The sequence below is a fragment of the Advenella faeciporci genome (genome assembly GCF_014652395.1).
Lineage (GTDB): Bacteria > Pseudomonadota > Gammaproteobacteria > Burkholderiales > Burkholderiaceae_B > Advenella > Advenella faeciporci.
In genome coordinates this window covers 13,073-31,473 of sequence record NZ_BMYS01000012.1, presented here as the reverse complement: position 1 = coordinate 31,473, position 18,401 = coordinate 13,073, and the positions used below count along the sequence as shown (strand labels likewise).

The window sequence follows — 18,401 nt, the reverse complement described above, 5'->3', positions numbered from 1 at the left end:
ATTTAACAGGTATGCCGGCATTGTTATAAGAGCAGGGAATAATCCACTCTTTATACAAGGAATTATCCCTTTAGAAATGCCTCCAGGGCATGATTGAACGCTTCACTGGCTTCAATATTGGACAGATGTGAGGCATTCAGGTCTACCCGGCTTGAACCGGCAATTTTTTCTGCCATCGCATCAGCATCGGCAACGGTGGTTACCGGATCATGGCCTCCTGCCACAATCAGGGTAGGCGTTTTGATAAGTGCGATTTTTTCACGTAAATCAGCCTTGGCCAATGCGTCGCAACATGAGGCATAGCCTTCTGCATCAGTCTGGCGCAAGCCGTCAATCAATTCATTAACAATTACCGGGTTGGCCTGTACAAAGCCTTCGGTAAACCAGCGGCCGGCAGAACCGTTGGCAACGGGATTCATGCCTTCTGAACGAACCAGGGTGGCACGCTCATTCCAGCCGGCTTCCTGTCCGATTTTGGCAGCGGTGTTGCACACAACCAGTTTATCCAGCTTTTCAGGAGCGTGAATGCCCAGCCACTGGCCAATCAGGCCTCCCATTGAAATACCGCAAAAACTGAATTTTTCAATACCCAGGGCCTGGGTGATGTGCAGTACATCATTGCCCAGTTGCTCAAGCGTATAAGGGCCTTTGTTTTTAACCGATTCACCATGTCCACGGGTATCGTAGCTTAAGACACGATAGTTTTTGCTGAAATAATCGACCTGTTTGGCCCACATACTGTAGGTGGTGCCCAGGGAGTTTGAAAAAAACAGAACCGGGGCGTTTTCAGGGCCGTTTAACTGGTAGTTGAAGGTTTCATTGTTAATCTGGATGGTGCTCATAGAATGTATCCTGTTGCTGAAAAAGAAAACAGCAAACCAGGTTTGCTGTTACAAGATTGCTTGGGTGGCAAGTATGCGTGTTAGATAGCGGAAGGGTGCCGGCATAGGGCCGTTACCTTGATATCCATGTACGGGAACAGGGGCAGGCCAGACAGAAGCGTGTGCAGTTCTTCATTGCTTTCCACATCAAAAATGCTGACATTTTTATACTCTCCCACCACGCGCCAGATGTAAGCCCATTTGCCGGAGCGTTGCAGTTCCTGTGAATAGGCCTTTTCTGTTGCCTTGATTTCATTGGCAACTTCCTCGGGCATATCGTGAGGGATGTTAACGTTCATTTCAACCATGTAAAGCATATGAGTTCCTTTAAGAAAGATAATCCACGAGTATTCATTTTACTCAGTTTGCGGAAATTCCTGTTTCCTTGATGATTTTTTGCCATTTGGTGGTTTCGTCTTGCAGATAGGCTTTCAGTTCGTCAGGCGTACTGCCGATTTTTTCTGCACCAATGGTGGCAAAGGTTGTTTTGACCTTTTCAGAGTCCATGGCGTTTAGCATGGCGTTATTCAGGGTCTGGATAATATCGTCGGGCGTGCCGGCCGGTGCAAAAGTGGCAAACCAGGGGGTCAGTTCATAGCCTTCCAGCCCGCTTTCGGCAACAGTAGGCAAGTCTGGCAGGGTAGAAGAGCGTTTGGCGGTGGTAATGGCCAGTGCCTTGAGTTTGCCTGCATCGATATGGGGTTTGGCAGAGGTAATGCTGTCAAACATGTAATCCACCTGTCCACCCAGTAAATCCGTAACTGCCGGGCCGCTGCCACGGTAAGGGACATGCAGCATGTCCAGTTTGCCCAGGTAAGTAAACAGCGCGCCAGCCAGATGAATGGATGTACCCACACCGGCTGAGGCATAGGTATATTTACCCGGATTTTCTCTGGTCTGATCAATCACGTCCTTGACCGAATTGATGTCATTGCGGGTAGCCTGGGTGACCAGAATATTGGGAACGGCGGCCAGTAGGGAAATGGGGGTAAAGTCCTTGATAGGGTCGTAAGTGAGTTGTTTGTATAACGAGGGATTGACCGCCATGCCGTTGGCAACAATCATAATGGTGTAACCATCGGGTTTGGCGCTGGCAACCTGCGCTGCGCCAATATTGCCGCCTGCACCTGGTTTGTTTTCAACCACAATAGACTGGCCCAGCTCCTGGCTCATGGCTTCACCCAGCGTGCGGGCAATAACATCCATGGCACCACCGGGCGGGAAGGGAACAATCCAGGAAATCGGGCGCTCGGGATAGGCGGCCAGCGCGCTATTGGAAAGGGCAAGCAAACTGCCGGCAGTGGCGAGCGTTAATATTCTTTTAGCCACAAATGAACGGTTGCGGTTTGGCATCAGGGAAATCTCCGGTATTTTAGGTATGGAATATATCCATGCATGTTGAATGCCTGAATTGGATATGGTCATATGTTTTAATATAGGCTAATTAATTATCCTTGTAGTTTTTTCTGCTGTCTAAGACTATATTTGTAGGTGTCAATACTTTAAAGGTATGGGTTATGGAGTTAAGACAAATTCGGTACTTTCATTGTGTTGCACGGGAACTTAGTTTTACTCGGGCGGCAAGGCTCTTGCATATCGCCCAGCCTCCGCTCAGCAGGCAGATCAAGCTGTTAGAGGAAGAGCTGGGGGTGAAGGTGTTTGAGCGCCAGGGTCGTGGCATTCGCCTTACGGACGCAGGCAAGTATTTCATGGATCATACCCAGAAAATGACCCAACAACTGGAGGAAACCATCAAGGCTACGCAACGGATTGGCAAAAAGGATCGAGTCTGGTTTGGTGTTGGGTTTGTGCCGTCCACGCTTTATGGGTACATGCCTGATTTTATCCGTGAATTAAGGGAACTGAATGCGAAGGTGGAAATCGGTCTGGTCGAAATGACTACCTTGCAACAGTTTGAGGCCCTTAAAATGGGGCGTATTGATCTTGGCATGGGGCGTATCAAATTAAGTGATCCTGAAATTGCACGTTTGGTTCTGCTTGATGAGCCCCTCGTGGTGGCCGTTCCCCGGCATCATCGGCTGGCCAGTGTGTCAGGGATTGGGGTTAATGAAATTTTGCAGGAATCCTTAATTGTGTATCCGGCTTCCCCCCGTCCCAGTTATGCTGACCATGTCCTGGATCTGTTCAGTCAACATGGGTACACACCCAATGTTGTGCAGGAAGTCAATGAGTTGCAAACGGCCATTGGCCTGGTGGCCGCCGGTATCGGTGTTTCCCTGGTCCCCGAGTCGGTCAAGCGTTTGTTACGTGATGACGTGGTTTATATTGATTTTCAGGCTACCGGATTTACCTCACCGGTTATGATGAGCTGGCGAAAAAATGATGAGTCCGAGTTTCTGAAAGAAGTGGTGGGGCTGGCTAAAAAAATGGCAATGGGATATAAGTGAGGCGGTAGTCAAAAGGAAATGAAGTGAGGCGGTCATCAACAGGAAATGCCAATGGTGTTTTCAAAGGAGGTTGATATGCAGCATGATCAGATTTCAGACAATCAAGTAACGGGTTTGCGCAATTACAATATTTTTGACTGTGACCCGGCCTTGAAAGAAGCCCTTAAGTCCCTGGGGGCTTCATGGGCATTGGAAGATTGCCATGAATATGGCGCCCTGATGGGGTCCGTACCTTTATTGCAACACGCCGTCAATGCCAATAAGTATCCGCCCCGGCTTAGGATCATCAATCACGAGGACAATAAAACCAACCCCATTTCTTTTCATGACAGTTGGCATGTGCTGTTGCGAAGCCTTTTTCAACAGGGTGTCCATGCTGATGCCTGGCAAAGTAATGCTCACGTCAGGCGGGCGGCATTGTTCTATTTGCATGGTCAAACCGAAGCGGGCAGCCTGTGTCCGGTTACCATGACGTTTGCCTCCATTCCTGCCTTGAAACATGAACCCTGGTTTGAAACACTGGCACCGCATTTGTACAGTCGGGAGTATGATGCGTCCGACCAGCCCCTGGATGGCAAGAAAGGCATGATGATTGGCATGGGCATGACCGAAAAACAGGGGGGGTCCGATGTGCGTGCCAATACCACGACCGCAGAACCATCAGGTCAGTTCAAACTAAGCAATACTTATCGCCTGAATGGGCATAAATGGTTCTTTTCCTCTCCACTTTCCGATGCCCATCTGGTCTTGGCGCAATTAAAAGGCGAGTTAAGCTGTTTTTACGTGCCGCGCTGGTGCCCCGATGGGCGTCTGAACGGGGTGCACATACAGGGTCTTAAAGACAAAATGGGTAACCGTTCCAATGCCAGTGCCGAAATCTTGCTGCAGGATGCCTGGGCCTTGCCCGTTGGTGAGCCGGGGCAGGGTATACAGGCCATTATCAAAATGGTGGCTCAAACCCGGCTTGACTGTGTGCTGGGCAGTGCCGCGCTGTTGCGCCAGGCGGTGGTGCAGGCAGTGCACCATGCCAGCCACAGAAAGGTCTTTGGCAAGCTGCTGATCGAGCAGCCCTTAATGCAAATGGTGTTATGCGATCTTGTGCTGGAAAGCGAGGCAGCCATGTGGTTGTCCATGGGGCTTGCGCATGCGGTGGAGAACCGGCATTCCGGCTTGTCCCGGGCCTATGCCCGCATTGTGACGCCAGCGGCCAAGTTCTGGGTGTGCAAGCGGGCGGTTGAAACGGTTGCCGAATGCATGGAAGTCTGGGGCGGTAATGGTTACGTGGAAGATGGCCCCATGCCGCGCCTGCTGCGTGAGGCGCCCGTTAACTCAATTTGGGAGGGTTCAGGCAATGTAATGTGCCTGGATGTATTGCGGGCGTTACGGAATGAACCCGAGTTGGGAGAGCTCTTGCTCGGCAACCTTTCTACCGAGGCAGGCATGCATGCTTTGTTAAGCCAGGCGGTCAACACGCTCAAGATGCGTTTGCGTAATAATGCCAGTGAGCTTGAGTACTGCGCCCGGCAGGTTGTGCAGGAACTGGTTTTGCTGGTGCAAGCCACCCTGATGTGTCATTATGCGCCTTCATATGTTGCCGAAGCCTTTATTCAAAGCCGGTTTTCACAGGCTGGGCGCATTGTCGGGTCGCATGTTTATGCCGACCCGCAGGAAATACTGAAAAGGGCAGTGGTTTTTTGAAGGACGTATTTCATGAAGTACCAACTCGATGATAAACCCCGCGCATTTCCCATGTTGATGTACGGGTTGCAGTGGTTCAGTATCGCGGTACCTTCTTTGCTTATTATTGGCAGTGTGGTGGCGGTTTTGCAAGGGCGTGATGTTTATGCCCAGATCATGTATATGCAGAAACTGTTTGCCGTATGCGGTCTTGTGATGTTTGTGCAGGTATTGTGGGGACATAAACTGCCCCTGATCGTGGGTCCTGCATCGGTATTGTTGTTGGGTGTTGTGGCGGGAACCGGTTCTGAGGCGGCCATTTATACCGCCATAGGAATAGGGGGTGCCTGCGTTGCCTTATTGGCCTTTAGCGGTGGGTTGGGTAAAGTCCAGAAAATTTTTACCACCCGGGTAGTGGTGGTTATCCTGGTTTTGGTGGCTATTACCCTCTCACCGCTTATTTTGCGTTTATCTATGGGAGAAACCGGCCAAGGGGCAGTCAATCTGGCATTTGCCGTTTTGTTAACGGTCATGATGTTGCTGGGTAACAGGTGGCTGGCGGGCGTCTGGAAATCCATGGTGGTATTGCTGGGTCTGGTACTGGGTTCCTTGGCTTATTTTAGCTTTGCAGGCTGGCCAGGCGGGCTGCCTGCAGTACTGCCCTGGGCAGAAACGGGAGCCTTGTTTGTAGCTTCACTGGTGTGGCAGCCCGAGTTTGATGCGCCAACCCTGCTGGCATTTTTCTTCAGTTTTATTGCCCTCATGATTAATGAGTTGGGTTCCATCCAGGGGGTTGGTGCCATGCTGGGGGCCCACAACATGCCCGAACGCAGCAAAAAAGGAATGGGCATTACCGGGCTGGGTAATATGGCAGCCGGTTTCTTCGGGGTGATTGGCCAGATCGATTACTCCATGAGTCCGGGGGTGATTGCCGCCACCCAGTGTGCTTCGCGTTATCCGCTGGTGCTGGCAGGATTGCTGCTGGTGCTATGTGCATGGGTGCCGGATATTATTGGTTTCATGACCTTGATACCCCCAGTTGTCATGGGGGCGGCTTTGTTATATGTCATGTCGGCACAACTGGCGGCATCGTTGCAAATGCTGGTCCGGGAAAAGGGCGTTGTTGATTTTTACAGTGGCGTAACCGTTGCTTTCCCTGTCATGCTTTCCATTCTGATTGCTTTTCTGCCACCCGGGGTGATAGAGCAGATTCCTGCCATGGCACGGCCAATTGCAGGCAATGGTTTTATCATGGGGTGTATCGCAGTATTATTGCTGGAGCATACCCTGAACCGTCAGCATTAGTTTTTACTGTTTTTGCTGCCAGCAGCGGGCTCCAGCAGATGCTTATGCTTTGCCATTACCGCAACACCGGTCATGGCAAAGCATATCTGCCATTAAATTTTTTTCAGGAATTCGGACTTCAGCATCATGTTAGTGCCCTCAATTTTACAGGCAATATCATGGTCGCCTTCCACGATACGGATGTTTTTAACCTTGGTGCCTTGTTTGATAACCTGGGATGAACCTTTGATTTTCAGGTCCTTGATCAGGGTAACGCTGTCGCCATCTTGCAAAACGGTACCATTGCTGTCTTTAACCACACGCCCTTCTTCAGACTGGGTTTGTTCGCCTTCAAGCCATTCGTGCCCACATTCGGGACAAACCCATTGTATGCCATCGTTATAGGCGAGTTCTGAAGCGCATTGTGGACAGGGGGGAAAACTCATTGATTGTTTCCTTTGGTTATTAAGCGTTAAAATCGTTTAAGTGTAGCAATTTTACCGGGATAATTCCCCTAAGTGCATTAACTGCCAGAATAATACTGGCGTTTTCAAGTAGCGGGCGGGTAATATTTTCTTCTGTTACCGTCCAGATCCCGTTAGCGGGGAGATCATTTGCCGGCGTATGGGCAGCAAGCCAATGAGCCGGATTTTGCATGATTTGTTCGCGCATCACACTGCGCAAAATATCCAGTTCCAGTGCCGGGGTCAGCCATTGGTCCTGGTGGTAAATGAAAATGCTGCTGCGCGCGCCTTCCAGTAGAAAACCATCCTGGTTAAAGCACAGGCTGTCAAAGGCCTTGTGCAGCATGGCCCGGTGCATTTGTTCATCGTATTGTTGACGGTGACTGGTTTTGTAACGACGCAAAAGGTCATGATTGGGAAAGATGGCCGGAGCAATTATCACGCTTTGTGTGTTTGGTGCAAGAGGTTCCAGCATTGCATGCTGAATGGTCAGGGAGCCATTGTCATGTAAACTGGCTTTCACCCGATAAGCCAAAGGATACCCGGTATTTTTATCCTGCTGCTGTAATTGACTGAAGTGGCTGCTTAGCTGTTGACGCACGCTTTCTTCATTAAAGGCAAATCCCAGTTCATAAGCCGAACGCTTCAGGCGCGATAAATGGGCCTCAAGAAGGCGGCATGTGCCATGGCAATACAACATGGTTTCAAACAGGGTAAAATCAATGGGCAGGTTTTGCAAAAAACGGTATTTCCAGTGACACTCTTCATATTCGCTTTCAGCGGTGCTGTCATACACAATACCCGAACCAACGCCCATGAGGCCGGTAAAATGTCGGGGTGAGTGATTGGCGTTGGCCGTTGGCTTTGGTTTTGCTGCCTTAGCTGGCGCTGACTCTGTCAGGACCAGGGTTCTGATGACAACATTGAGTTTGCCACAAAAGCCCAGTCCACCCTTGCAGGGCTCGAGATAGCCAATGCTGCCGGTATACAGGCCACGGTCCCGCTGTTCATATTTGGCTATCAGCTCCATGCTTCTTTTTTTAGGGGCACCGGTAATGGAGCCGCAAGGAAAGAGCGCCTGGAAAATATCCCCCACACGGGTATTGGGTTTTGCCTGGGCATAAATAGGGGTGGTCATTTGCAAGACAGAACCAAACGGCGTCACTTTAAAAAGTTCGGGTACTTTTACGCCATTTGGCACGGCAATTTTACTTAGGTCATTACGCAGTAAATCAACGATCATGACATTTTCCGCCCGGTTTTTGGGGTCGGCCCGCAGTGCCTTTGCCCGGGCTTCGTTCTGGCCGTCATCCAAGGCGGGTACCGTGCCTTTCATGGGTTCGGTATGAATGCTGCCATCGCTGCGGATGTCCAGAAACAGCTCTGGAGAAAAACAGAGGGTCCAGCAGGCACTACCGGCTGCTATTTCATTGCCCGTGTGGGTGGCAGAGGCGGGTAGACAGGCCAGTGCCCCGTATGGTACGGCTTGTTTTGCCCGCAATTTCTGATAAAGCCTGAAGGGCGAACCATAGGCCTGAAAATCCAGCTGGGTGGTATAGTTGATTTGATAAACTTCGCCAGCGGCGATGTCTTGCCGGATCTGTTCGATGCTTTCAATGTAATCGGCCTGGTTCTGTGCCAGGGCTGGCCGCAACAGACCGGCAGGCTCTTCAGGGCCGGACTGGGTATTTAACCACGCCTGTATGGCCTCTTGGCTGTTTAATACGGTTTTTTGGGCAAACCAGAAAATCTGCAGGGCATCTTGCGCCTGCGTAAAAGTGTCCGTGTCTGGCAGGCCTGTTTTCTCAAGCCCTATTATGCCCTGACCCAAACCATAGGGCGCCCACAAAATGGCATGCCGGTTTTTTTGCCAGCCCTGCAGCAGCAGGGTCTGTAAGTGCTCAAGGGCATCGGCTTTGATGCTGTCAGTGTGAACCAGCTGTTCGTGCAGCAGCCCGGTTTGGGTAACCGCATCATCCAGAAGAACAAAAAAAGGGGGGTGCATACGTAAATCACTGCCACAAAAAAAGGCATTATAGCTTGTGGCAGTGTTGGCGTTTAAATTTGCAGTATTAAATGCAAATGGCTTACCTTACAGGTAGTCCATATAACAGGCCGCCTTCGTTCCATTGGGCATTCAGGCCGCGGTTGATTTTAAGCGGGCTGCCCTGACCCACGTTGCGCTCAAAGCTTTCGCCATAATTGCCAACCTGTTTAATAATGTTGTAAGCCCACTTTTCATCCAGTCCCAGGTTTTTGCCGGCGCCAGGTGTCACGCCCAGCAAACGCTGCACATTGGGATTGGTGCTTTTGAGTTCTTCGTCTACGTTGGCAGAGGTCAGTCCCAGCTCTTCGGCATTGATCAGGGCTTGCAAGGTCCATTTGACAATGTTCAGCCACTGGTCATCGCCCTGGCGTACAAATGGGCCCAATGGTTCTTTGGAAATGATTTCCGGCAGAACCTCGTAGTCATCGGGGTTGCTTAATTTTGAAATGCGGATGGAAGCCAGACCCGAGGCATCGGTGGTGAACACATCACAACGGCCTGCAGCAAAGGCATTGACGACTTCATTGAATTGGTCAAATACAACGGGCGTGTATTTCACATTGTTGGCACGCGCCCAGTCAGCCATGGTGTTTTCATTGGAAGTGCCGGTTTGCATGCAAACGGTTGCGCCATCCAGTTCCTTGGCACTTTTGACGCCCAGTTTTTTGGAGACTAAAAAGCCCTGTCCATCATAAAAGTTGATGCCGGCTCCCAGAATGCCCAGCGCGGTATCACGCTGTTGGGTAACTGTTGTGTTTCGGGTCAGGACATCGATCTCGCCCGATTGCAGTGCAGTAAAACGCTGCTGGGAATTCAGGGGTACAGCCTTGAACTTGCTGGCATCACCCAAAACGGCTGCGGCGATTGATTTGCACAGATCCACGTCAAGCCCTTCCCATTCGCCTTTGGCATTGGGGGCCGAAAAACCGGCAAATCCGGTGGTGGTGCCGCACAGAACTTCACCGCGCTGTTTGACCGTATCCAGAGTGGATGCCTGTGCCGTTTGTGCACCGGCAACCAGTGCGAAAGCGGCCAGCGTATATGTCAATGTCTTCATTTTTCAGGAACTCCTTTATTTACATTTGCAGGATCAGATGGTCAAACCATACCGAAGAACCAGCTGTTTTGAAACGAAATTTTTATTGCTTGGTTATTACCCGATTTTATAAGGTTATTGGGTTTTGTCATTGGAATTGTGCCGGTGCACGGAATAAAAACATTCCCGGCATGGGCATCCATGTATTAATGCTATTCTGGTGTGAAAATAAACAGATACGTTTACTCATAAAAACATTACCGGCACCGGAGGCTGTCTTATGTATACATTGCATATTGCCAATAAAAATTACTCTTCCTGGTCTTTGCGTCCATGGATTCTGTTTCGGGAGCTGCATATTCCGTTTGCTGAATACAGCCATCCCTTCAATCAAGACCATGGTCGGCAGCAAAGCGAGTTTGCCGTATTTTCACCTACCTCTTGTGTCCCTGTGCTGGAGGATGGCGGTACGACCATTTGGGATAGCCTGGCCATTGTTGAGTATGTGGCGGAAGAGCACCCTGAAGTGTGGCCTGAAGATAAAAAAGCGCGCGCCTGGGCCCGGTCGGCATGTGCCGAAATGCATGCCGGTTTTTCTGCCTTGCGCAGCGAATGTGGCATGAATTGCAGTTTACGCGTTGATCTGCATTCGCGAAGCGAGGCTTTGCAGGCCGAGTTGGCAAGGTTGGACCGCCTGTTTTGTGATGGGCTTTCACGGTTTGGAGGTCTTTTCCTTGCAGGCAGCCGTTTTACCGCTGTTGATGCATTTTTTGCTCCCGTGGTGTTCAGGGTCAGGACTTATGATTTGGAGTTGTCAGAGTTGTCGTCAGAATATGTGCAGCACATGCTGGAGCTCAGGGGGATGCGGGCCTGGTATGAGGCAGCCTTGCAGGAAACTGCCCGCTTGCCCATGTATGAAGACAAATCCAGGGTAGGGCAGATTATTCAGGATTATCGTAATTAAGGTAATGGAACCACTTAGTTGGGGTGTAAGGCGGTCGCCTGCCCGTTTTTATGAAGTATATAGGTTCTTTGCGCGGTGCTGCCGGTTGAGTTGTTGTTTGATTTGGCCTTGGGGGGCTGTGCTTCCTTTGCGGGGTTGATCAATCCGATAATATCGGGCTGGTGCCGAAGCAGGTCTATCACATCCCGGGCAGGAACCGGTCCCTCAAGCGCGTAAGGTCCTGCCTGGGCTGTTTGACATGAAGCCAGTTCATCAGGAATGCCCAGCTGTCTGCGATATACCGTCGTGTCAGGAACGGTTTGGATATTCAGTTGAAAACCATGGATTTGCATCTCTTGTGCCCATTGTTTGCAGCATTGGCAACTTTCGGTTTGCCAGATGTTAATGGGAGGAACTGGTTGGGCGGGTGATACAATTGGTGCCAGCAAGATCATGCCAAGCAAGGCTTTTAGCATTGTTTGCCGGCGTAACAGGTTGGAATCGCGTGTTGTTGGGTTCATTTCGTTTCTCACATGTCTCAGGTTGTTTTTTTATAACGGCCAGGTTTGGATGTTACCCTTGGTTTTATTGATTTGCATCAAATTTATATAACATAATGTTGCAGTTTGAATGTTTTTGTAAATAATTGGGCGTGTTACCGATTATAAAGTGAACTGTGCATTGATTTATGCATTATTTTATTGTGCGCAGGATTGCGTTTTTTTTTCGTGAAGTAAAAGTATGTCAACAAATTCAAGAATAAAATGTGCTGCATTACAAAACCGTGTGATGAGTGCGGATGAGGCAGCCAAACTAATTCCGTCAGGCGTGAATGTGGGTATGAGCGGTTTCACGGGTGCCGGTTATCCCAAAGCAATTCCGGTTGCATTGGCCAAACATATCAAATCGGTTCATGACCAGGGCAAACCGTTTCGCATCAGCGTCTGGACAGGCGCTTCAACAGCACCTGAACTGGATGGTGTCTTGGCAGAGGTGGATGGCATTGAAATGCGCCTGCCCTATCAGTCTGATCCGGTCTGTCGCCAGAAAATCAATTCAGGCCAAATGCATTATATGGATATTCACCTGTCGCATGTGGCCCAGTTTGCCTGGTTTGGTTTTTTTGGAAAGCTGGATATTGCGGTTATTGAAGTGGCCGGTATTCTGGAGGATGGGCGTTTGATTCCTGCCGCTTCTGTGGGTAATAACAAAACCTGGATTGATCAGGCAGATAAAGTCATTATTGAAGTCAACCATAAATTGAGTGAAAAGCTCGAAGGCATGCACGATATTTATTATGGTACGGCCTTGCCGCCCAATCGCAAGCCCATCATGATGACCGAGCCCGATCAGCGAATTGGTGAGCCGTACCTGCGTTGCCCGTTGGATAAGATTATTGCGATTGTTGAAACCAATGAAACAGACCGGGTCAACAAGTTTACCGAACCCGATGAAACCTCCAAGCGCATTGCTAAACATATTCTGGACTTTTTTAGCAAGGAAGTGGCCGAGGGTCGTTTGCCCAAGAACCTGTTACCTCTGCAGTCGGGGGTAGGCAATATTGCCAACGCCGTAATGGCCGGCCTTAACGAGGGCGAGTTTGAGAACCTGAAGTCGTATACCGAAGTCATTCAGGATGGCATGCTGGGCATGATCAAATCCGGCAAACTCGTTAGCGCATCTGCAACTTCCCTGTCATTAAGCCCCGACGGGCTTAAAGAGTTGAATGATAATATCGACTTTTACCGTGAGCGCATTATTTTGCGCACCCAGGAAATCAGCAATCACCCTGAAATTGTTCGTCGTCTTGGCATTATTGCCATTAACGGTATGATCGAGGCTGATATCTACGGTAATGTAAACTCAACCCATATCATGGGAAGCAGCATCATGAACGGCATTGGCGGTTCGGGTGACTTTGCCCGTAATGGCTACATGTCATTCTTTGTGACGCCTTCAACGGCTAAAAATGGTGCCATTTCCGCGATTGTCCCCATGGTTTCTCACGTAGACCATACCGAGCATGATGTCCAGATCATCGTTACCGAGCAAGGACTGGCCGATTTGCGAGGCCTGTCGCCACGCCAGCGCGCAATTTGCATCATAGAAAACTGTGCGCATCCCGACTATAAGGCGGCTTTGCTGGATTACTTTGATCGCGCCAATAATTCAGGGCGTCCAGTCCATACGCCACATATTTTGTCAGAAGCGTTAAGCTGGCACGAGCGCTATGAGAAAACCGGGCATATGTAAACCGGTGCTGTTGCCTTGGTCTGGTGTACAGGCTTAAGGTAGATGTATAAAAAGACATGGCTTAAGCAGCCATGTCTTTTTTATTTCTTGCGACTGAAAATCGCTTGGTGCCTATTAAGGTGATAACGCAGATCAATTACATTTTATCCGACACATGTTAGTATGCTTGAAACGGAATCAACAGCTTGTTTCCTTTTGGATTCTTAACCATTTGTTCCATGAAGGTGGGGTATGAAAAAATCAATAATTGCTGTGTCTCTGGGATTGTCAGCCGTATTGATGTCGGGGGCATATGCCCAGCATGGCCACAACCAGGGTCATGCCATCAATTTTGAAGTAACAGCCGAAAAGGGCACCAACAATGTCTCCATTGATAAATGCTGGATACGCTTGATGCCTTCGGTTACCCCTTCGGGTGGGTTTTTTGAGATCAAGAATAATGACTCCACACAAATAGCGGTCATCAAGGCGATTGAAACAGATGCATTTGAAGAGACCATGCTGCATCGTTCTTATATGAAAGATGGTCAATCGGGAATGGAAATGGTACCCGAAGTGATTGTCAAGGCGGGTGAAACGTTACATTTTGCGCCTGGCGGGTTCCATGTCATGCTTGAAAAACCGGTTTCAGGCCTGAAAGCCGGCGATAAAATACAAGCCCGTTTTGTACTGGGTACCGAAGATAAAGTTCCGGTTACTTGTGAATTGAAACCGGTCAATGCCCGGTCGTTTGACCATTAAACAGTTGTCATGTGATTAATAATCAATTGGTTGAATTCATGGGGTAAAGCAAGATTCATGCCGTGGGAGGCCGGTGAGATGAAATGGCTTTGGGCTTGCGGCAAAATGCGTTCAAGACGCGAAATGATCTGGGGAAACGGGGCAGGGCTGTCTGACCCACCCAGCAGGGTTACGGGTAGTGTCAAGGCTGAAAAACTCGCCTCGTCAAAGTAAAAAGCCGGTTCCTTTTGTTGTAATACCAGGGTGTTGGCATTGTCCCGAACCATCTGCCTGAACCATCTAACCATGCGTTTCCATGTGTTTTCACCGCTGACGGCATCAATAAAAACGGCCAGGCCTTCGTCAATTTTTCCTTCCTGTATGGCCTGTAGTGCTTCATGTTTAAAGTTGGCATGGCTTTCCGGCTGAGGCGTTCTGATCCCGGGGTCGGCCAGTATGAGCGAACGCACTTTGCTCTCTTGTTCCAGTGCCATTTGCATGGCAATCGCACCACCACGGGAATGCCCCAGAACATGGGCGGATTCAATGTTTAAGGCATCAAGCAAATGGTGCATGTCGCGGGCATGTTGATAAACTGAAAACCCGGTTTGGACGTTTTCCTGGGGCCAGTAGTGGGGCAGGCTGGGCACAATGACCCTGCAATGTTCGGCAAGCGCGGGTAGTTGCCAGCGCCAGTAGCGCAAGTCACACAATGAGCCATGAATTAATAATAATGCTTGGCCTGTCCCTTCATCCTGGTAGTGAAAACAGCCGTTTGCGGTCTGAAGTGTTTTAATGGGAGAAGAGGGAGTCATGACAATACGGGAAAAGAAGGTGTAAATGTAAAGGCATCATGATCACACCTGATGTCGTGTGATGGAATGATGCCTGTATTTTTGAAGCAAAAACAACTTATCTGAACAGTTCCAGACGTTGTTTGGCCGTATCGGCGGATGGGGTGTCGGGGTATTGATTGATAATACTTTGCAGGGTTGTTTTGGCGCCGGCAATGTTATTGAGCTCAACCTGGCTGCCTGCAATCACCAATAATGCATCGCCGGCCTTTGGGTCAGATGGGTAGGCGGCAACCATGGATTGCAGCCTTTGTATGGCTCCCCTGAAGTCTTTGCTGGCATAAAGGCTGCTACCTTCGTAAAAACGGGCGCTGGGTGTTAGCGGACTGTTTGGATAGGCGGTGGCAAAATTACCCAGTGCTACGCTGGATTGGGAGTAATTGCCCTGCCTGAACAGATCCAGGGCTTCGTCATATGCACGCTGTTCGTTGGGGTCACCGACCTGGGGAGTTGGGTCAAAGCCGGCTTCGGCACGTGCCGATTGGCGGGAAAGCGTGTCTGCACTGCTTAGTCTTTCTATTTCTCCGCGCAGCTGGCTAACCTGGGTTTGAAGGCTTTGTATTTTATTGGAAAGCTCAAGCCTTGCCTGTGCGCTTTGTCTTAGCTGGGCACGCAGATCAAGAATGGCACGACGTGCATCTTCATCTTCAAATGCGTAGGCATTGGTGTTCAAGATGCTACAAAAAAAAGCGGCAGTGAGCAGTAAAAGTGTGTGTTTTTTCTTAACGATCATGTTTACTCCAGTAAAACAGCAACGCCGCACAGCCATACCGTGCGGCGTGTAGCAATGCAAATTATCCGAACGTGAAATTAACGAAGGTAGTTAATATCTGCGCGACGGTTTTCTGCATAGGCTTCCTCGGTGTTGCCGGATGCTTTGGGACGCTCTTTACCAAAGCTGACTGCTTCGATCTGGTTGCCGTTTACACCCTGTTGTACCAATTGATTGCCTACAGCAACCGAACGACGCTGACCAAGGGCCAGGTTGTATTCGGCACTGCCACGTGCATCGGTATTGCCTTCAATGCGAACGCGCTGTTGTGAGTTGGCAGCTAGATATTGAGCGTGCATTTGAACTAAAGGTTGGTATTGCGGTTCTACAGCGTAGCTGTCAAAAGCGAAATAAACAGAGCGCTGTTGAGCTAATGGGCTGTTAGGGTTGAATGGATCCATGGTGGCGCCGGATGCAGAGTCGCCTGCACCTGCACTGCCGTCCAGTGGAGTTGAGCTACATGCTGCCAGTGAAGCTGCGATGGCTGCGATTGCCAAAGTTTTCGCGATGCGAGAACTCATAGTATTTCCTTTATAAATATACACGATTAATCAGTAAACGGGCCCCAAGCAGCGCTTGATACGTTTCCGACTGATGGAATACTTGCTTGGAAAGAGCCGTCAGTGTTAACAATGCTTAAGCCTCCGCTTGAAACATAAAGTATTTGCATCCCGTTTGGTGCAAAACTTGGAGAAAGATCATTGGGTCCGGAAGTAAGGGTTTGATCCGAGCCACTTCCAAGCCCTTGCAGGGCGATGGAGTATGAGCCTCCTCTTAGACTAGAATATACCAGTTTTGTGCCATCTGGTGAAATTTTTCCAGAGACGTTTTGTGAGCCGTTGAAGGTGATTCGACTGGCACCACCCCCACCCAGGCCAGTGCGGTAAATTTGTGCACTGCCGCCACGGTCACTGGTAAAGATGAGACCGCTGCCATTCGGGAAGTAGAAAGGCTCGGTATCGATCTCGGCTGAATCAGTGATTTTACGGGCATTGGAGCCACCTGTGGCACTGATTTGGTAGATGTTTGAAAGCGCATTCATACTAAGCGCCACGGCAAGCTGGCTGCCGTCTGGGGACCATGCCGGGGCACTGTTATTGCCTTTGAAGTTGGCGACAGCCTGGCGTGAACCGGTAGCCAGGTTTTGCACATAAACAACGGGTTTGCCGGTTTCAAAACTGACATAAGCCAGCTTTGAACCATCAGGAGACCAGGCGGGGGAAATGATGGAGCTGGGTGAGTTGACAACGACTTTTCTGTTTTCACCATCGGCATCGGCTACGACCAATTGTTGCCCCGTTGCATAGGCGACTCGTGTTGCGAAAATGCCACGAACGCCCGTCATTTTTTCGTAAATCGCATCGGCAATTTTATGGGCCAGGCGACGCATTTGGGGTTCTGTAATATTTTTAGCCTCTAACGGTGCTTTCAGGGCCGTGTCAGTCAGCTGGTAATTGGCGGTTGTGCCGCTGATTGAACCATAGGCAACCGTTGTTGCGCCCAGTGTGGAAAGGGCGGCCCAGTTAGGGGTGCCACTTGAGTCGATGGTAAGGGCCTGGGTACGGGTAACCTCAAACTGTCCGGAGCGGATCAGATCGGCGCTGATGATATCGGCAATTTCTTTGCCATTGGGTCCGGCAAAATCGGCAATGACGACAGGAAATTTATTGGAAGTACCTGAACCTTGCAGGGCGACCTGAACCTGGGCTTGGGCAAAATTGCCCAGTTGCAGGAAACATGCAAAAACAAGGAACAGAAAAAAACGGTGCATGAATGCGAGCCGGCCTTGGCCGGTATTCCGCATGCTGCGATTATCAAGGGTTGCAGTCATAGCACATCTCCTTAGTCAGAAAAAAGTAAGAGTTATCGTGGTGTGTAGGTATAGGGACCCGTCACAAATGTATTTCCTGATGGCGGCTTTGGAAATGGGTCGCATGCCATCAGGGCTTTTTGTACAGCGGCATCAAACGCGGGATTGCCTGAGCGTTTTGTTATTTTGGCTGATTTTGGCTTGAATGAGGCGTCAAAATCAACACGATAGGTTAATTCCAGTTTGGCATTGCCGTTAAAACGCAAGCGGGGCTGCACGCACTGTTGTACTTGCCTGGCGTAGGCTGAATTGCCGCCACCACCGCCTATCTGGTTTCGGTTGCTGGCTCCGCCCTTGATGCCCGCGGCACTGGCAATGTCGCCACGCATGGCAGCACGCAAGGCTTCACCTTGTGATTCGGCTTTCTGCTTGGCTTGTGCCGCTTTTTTGGCATCGGCTTTTGCTTTAGCCAATGCTTTTTCTTTTTCCTGTTTGGCCTTGGCTTCTGCCAATGCCTTGGCCTTTTTCTCGGCCTCTTCCTTGGCTTTGGCCTCGGCCAGTGCCTTGGCTTTATTTGCAGCCTCTTCCTTGGCCTTGGCTTCTGCCAATGCTTTGGCCTTGGCTTCGGCTTCCTGTTTAGCCTTGGCTTCGGCCAGCGCCTTGGCTTTTTTATCGGCCTCTAGTTTGGCAGCTTTTGCTTCAGCCAGCGCTTTCACGCGGGCGGCTTCAAGGGCTCGTGTTTCAGCCAGCGCTTTTTCGCGGGCTTCTTTGGCTGCCCTGGCGTCTGCCAATGCTTTTTGGCGCTGTTCCTCCTGTGCCTGCTGACGTTTCTTTTCTATGGCAATTTCAGGGTCTTCCTGCTGCTGTGCGTTGGCTACTGGCTGCCGGGGAGCAGGAGGGGGTTCGGGTGCCTGTGCTGCTTCGGGTTCGGCCTGTGGCTCCTGTACTTCCGGTTCTTCAGCGGGTGGATCAATATCTTCATCGCTTGTGGTATCTTCTTCTGCCAGTTCCTGGGATTGTGTTTGTGCCGGGGCCTTAAGTACCTGTTCCGTACCCTCTGTCCATAACTCCAATTGTATGGGGCCGGTAGGGGCCTCGGGAGAGGCCAGCAGACTGACAATAAGTGCGATCACTAACAGGCTATGAAGCGTCAGGGCGCCGATAAGCCCCTTGCGGTCATCGGACTGCTCATAGAACTCGTTAGGATTTTCAGTGTGTTTCATGAAAATAGGGTCGTGTTAATCTGGCAATC

18 protein-coding genes are annotated in these 18,401 nt (G+C 50.2%); 6 read left to right on the top strand and 12 right to left on the bottom strand.

Going from position 1 to position 18,401, the window contains the following annotated elements:
* Positions 1–62 precede the first annotated feature (62 nt).
* From pcaD to IE074_RS09205, 3 genes are all read right to left on the bottom strand, one after another.
* A complete protein-coding gene (pcaD, locus tag IE074_RS09215) occupies positions 63–842 on the bottom strand; it encodes a 3-oxoadipate enol-lactonase (RefSeq protein ID WP_189385179.1) in 780 nt (259 codons plus the stop codon).
* An 80-nt stretch (positions 843–922) separates the two neighbouring features.
* Positions 923–1,198: a muconolactone Delta-isomerase gene (gene catC, locus IE074_RS09210; protein ID WP_169295421.1), complete on the bottom strand. Its 276-nt coding sequence runs from the start codon at positions 1,196–1,198 to the stop codon at positions 923–925.
* A gap of 43 nt (positions 1,199–1,241) precedes the next feature.
* A complete protein-coding gene (locus IE074_RS09205; RefSeq protein ID WP_189385178.1) occupies positions 1,242–2,234 on the bottom strand; it encodes a Bug family tripartite tricarboxylate transporter substrate binding protein in 993 nt (330 codons plus the stop codon).
* 164 nt (positions 2,235–2,398) lie between these two features.
* Here IE074_RS09205 and IE074_RS09200 point away from each other — a divergent pair, with 164 nt between their 5' ends.
* From IE074_RS09200 to IE074_RS09190, 3 genes are read left to right on the top strand one after another with little or no spacing between them, the layout of a single operon-like run.
* Positions 2,399–3,289, top strand: coding sequence for a LysR family transcriptional regulator (locus IE074_RS09200; protein WP_189385177.1), 891 nt, complete (start codon positions 2,399–2,401; stop codon positions 3,287–3,289).
* A 51-nt stretch (positions 3,290–3,340) separates the two neighbouring features.
* Positions 3,341–4,987, top strand: a complete 1,647-nt coding sequence (locus IE074_RS09195) for an acyl-CoA dehydrogenase family protein (protein ID WP_229793965.1) — start codon at positions 3,341–3,343, stop codon at positions 4,985–4,987.
* Positions 4,988–4,999: 12 nt separating this feature from the next.
* The gene (locus IE074_RS09190; protein ID WP_189385176.1) at positions 5,000–6,271 is read left to right on the top strand and encodes a solute carrier family 23 protein; all 1,272 of its coding nucleotides are present in this window, start codon (positions 5,000–5,002) and stop codon (positions 6,269–6,271) included.
* A 92-nt stretch (positions 6,272–6,363) separates the two neighbouring features.
* Here IE074_RS09190 and IE074_RS09185 read toward each other — a convergent pair whose 3' ends face one another.
* The 3 genes from IE074_RS09185 to IE074_RS09175 all read right to left on the bottom strand — a co-directional run bounded on the left by IE074_RS09185 (position 6,364) and on the right by IE074_RS09175 (position 9,818).
* On the bottom strand, positions 6,364–6,696 hold the full coding sequence (locus IE074_RS09185) for a zinc ribbon domain-containing protein YjdM (protein ID WP_189385175.1): 333 nt from the start codon (positions 6,694–6,696) through the stop codon (positions 6,364–6,366).
* A 19-nt stretch (positions 6,697–6,715) separates the two neighbouring features.
* The gene (locus IE074_RS09180) at positions 6,716–8,719 is read right to left on the bottom strand and encodes a bifunctional chorismate-binding protein/class IV aminotransferase (RefSeq protein WP_189385174.1); all 2,004 of its coding nucleotides are present in this window, start codon (positions 8,717–8,719) and stop codon (positions 6,716–6,718) included.
* A gap of 82 nt (positions 8,720–8,801) precedes the next feature.
* Positions 8,802–9,818, bottom strand: coding sequence for an amino acid ABC transporter substrate-binding protein (locus tag IE074_RS09175; RefSeq protein WP_189385173.1), 1,017 nt, complete (start codon positions 9,816–9,818; stop codon positions 8,802–8,804).
* A gap of 259 nt (positions 9,819–10,077) precedes the next feature.
* Between IE074_RS09175 and IE074_RS09170 the strand changes: the two genes are divergently transcribed.
* Positions 10,078–10,761 (top strand): glutathione S-transferase family protein, encoded by a 684-nt coding sequence (locus IE074_RS09170; RefSeq protein WP_189385172.1) that lies wholly within the window; start codon positions 10,078–10,080, stop codon positions 10,759–10,761.
* 14 nt (positions 10,762–10,775) lie between these two features.
* On the opposite strand, the gene IE074_RS09165 is transcribed toward IE074_RS09170, so the two are convergent.
* Positions 10,776–11,261: a DUF411 domain-containing protein gene (locus IE074_RS09165; RefSeq protein WP_189385171.1), complete on the bottom strand. Its 486-nt coding sequence runs from the start codon at positions 11,259–11,261 to the stop codon at positions 10,776–10,778.
* Between the two features lie 220 nt (positions 11,262–11,481).
* Here IE074_RS09165 and scpC point away from each other — a divergent pair, with 220 nt between their 5' ends.
* Positions 11,482–12,993 carry a succinyl-CoA:acetate CoA-transferase ScpC gene (gene scpC, locus IE074_RS09160; RefSeq protein ID WP_189385170.1) on the top strand — a complete coding sequence of 504 codons (1,512 nt, stop codon included), beginning with the start codon at positions 11,482–11,484 and terminating at the stop codon, positions 12,991–12,993.
* A 231-nt stretch (positions 12,994–13,224) separates the two neighbouring features.
* On the top strand, positions 13,225–13,734 hold the full coding sequence (locus tag IE074_RS09155; protein ID WP_189385169.1) for a copper chaperone PCu(A)C: 510 nt from the start codon (positions 13,225–13,227) through the stop codon (positions 13,732–13,734).
* Here the strand turns inward: IE074_RS09155 and IE074_RS09150 are convergent.
* The 5 genes from IE074_RS09150 to tolA form a co-directional block, all read right to left on the bottom strand.
* On the bottom strand, positions 13,731–14,528 hold the full coding sequence (locus IE074_RS09150) for an alpha/beta fold hydrolase (protein WP_189385168.1): 798 nt from the start codon (positions 14,526–14,528) through the stop codon (positions 13,731–13,733). The two genes, IE074_RS09155 and IE074_RS09150, sit on opposite strands and share 4 nt — an antisense overlap.
* Before the next feature lie 97 nt (positions 14,529–14,625).
* Positions 14,626–15,300: a tol-pal system protein YbgF gene (gene ybgF / locus IE074_RS09145; protein WP_189385167.1), complete on the bottom strand. Its 675-nt coding sequence runs from the start codon at positions 15,298–15,300 to the stop codon at positions 14,626–14,628.
* A gap of 77 nt (positions 15,301–15,377) precedes the next feature.
* Entirely contained in the window at positions 15,378–15,860 is a 483-nt protein-coding gene (gene pal / locus IE074_RS09140; RefSeq protein ID WP_189385166.1) for a peptidoglycan-associated lipoprotein Pal, read from the bottom strand.
* A gap of 26 nt (positions 15,861–15,886) precedes the next feature.
* Positions 15,887–17,170: a Tol-Pal system beta propeller repeat protein TolB gene (gene tolB, locus IE074_RS09135; protein ID WP_189385165.1), complete on the bottom strand. Its 1,284-nt coding sequence runs from the start codon at positions 17,168–17,170 to the stop codon at positions 15,887–15,889.
* A gap of 32 nt (positions 17,171–17,202) precedes the next feature.
* Positions 17,203–18,372, bottom strand: coding sequence for a cell envelope integrity protein TolA (gene tolA / locus IE074_RS09130; RefSeq protein ID WP_189385164.1), 1,170 nt, complete (start codon positions 18,370–18,372; stop codon positions 17,203–17,205).
* Positions 18,373–18,401: the final 29 nt, after the last annotated feature.

Coding starts and splice junctions, on each gene's coding strand:
- tolB (WP_189385165.1), bottom strand. CDS start 17,170: ATGACTGCAACCCTTGATAATCGCAGCATGCGGAATACCGGCCAAGGC.
- IE074_RS09185 (WP_189385175.1), bottom strand. CDS start 6,696: ATGAGTTTTCCCCCCTGTCCACAATGCGCTTCAGAACTCGCCTATAAC.
- IE074_RS09190 (WP_189385176.1), top strand. CDS start 5,000: ATGAAGTACCAACTCGATGATAAACCCCGCGCATTTCCCATGTTGATG.
- tolA (WP_189385164.1), bottom strand. CDS start 18,372: ATGAAACACACTGAAAATCCTAACGAGTTCTATGAGCAGTCCGATGAC.
- IE074_RS09165 (WP_189385171.1), bottom strand. CDS start 11,261: ATGAACCCAACAACACGCGATTCCAACCTGTTACGCCGGCAAACAATG.
- IE074_RS09150 (WP_189385168.1), bottom strand. CDS start 14,528: ATGACTCCCTCTTCTCCCATTAAAACACTTCAGACCGCAAACGGCTGT.
- IE074_RS09175 (WP_189385173.1), bottom strand. CDS start 9,818: ATGAAGACATTGACATATACGCTGGCCGCTTTCGCACTGGTTGCCGGT.
- IE074_RS09170 (WP_189385172.1), top strand. CDS start 10,078: ATGTATACATTGCATATTGCCAATAAAAATTACTCTTCCTGGTCTTTG.
- catC (WP_169295421.1), bottom strand. CDS start 1,198: ATGCTTTACATGGTTGAAATGAACGTTAACATCCCTCACGATATGCCC.
- IE074_RS09195 (WP_229793965.1), top strand. CDS start 3,341: ATGGTGTTTTCAAAGGAGGTTGATATGCAGCATGATCAGATTTCAGAC.
- IE074_RS09200 (WP_189385177.1), top strand. CDS start 2,399: ATGGAGTTAAGACAAATTCGGTACTTTCATTGTGTTGCACGGGAACTT.
- IE074_RS09180 (WP_189385174.1), bottom strand. CDS start 8,719: ATGCACCCCCCTTTTTTTGTTCTTCTGGATGATGCGGTTACCCAAACC.
- pal (WP_189385166.1), bottom strand. CDS start 15,860: ATGAGTTCTCGCATCGCGAAAACTTTGGCAATCGCAGCCATCGCAGCT.
- scpC (WP_189385170.1), top strand. CDS start 11,482: ATGTCAACAAATTCAAGAATAAAATGTGCTGCATTACAAAACCGTGTG.
- IE074_RS09205 (WP_189385178.1), bottom strand. CDS start 2,234: ATGCCAAACCGCAACCGTTCATTTGTGGCTAAAAGAATATTAACGCTC.
- ybgF (WP_189385167.1), bottom strand. CDS start 15,300: ATGATCGTTAAGAAAAAACACACACTTTTACTGCTCACTGCCGCTTTT.
- IE074_RS09155 (WP_189385169.1), top strand. CDS start 13,225: ATGAAAAAATCAATAATTGCTGTGTCTCTGGGATTGTCAGCCGTATTG.
- pcaD (WP_189385179.1), bottom strand. CDS start 842: ATGAGCACCATCCAGATTAACAATGAAACCTTCAACTACCAGTTAAAC.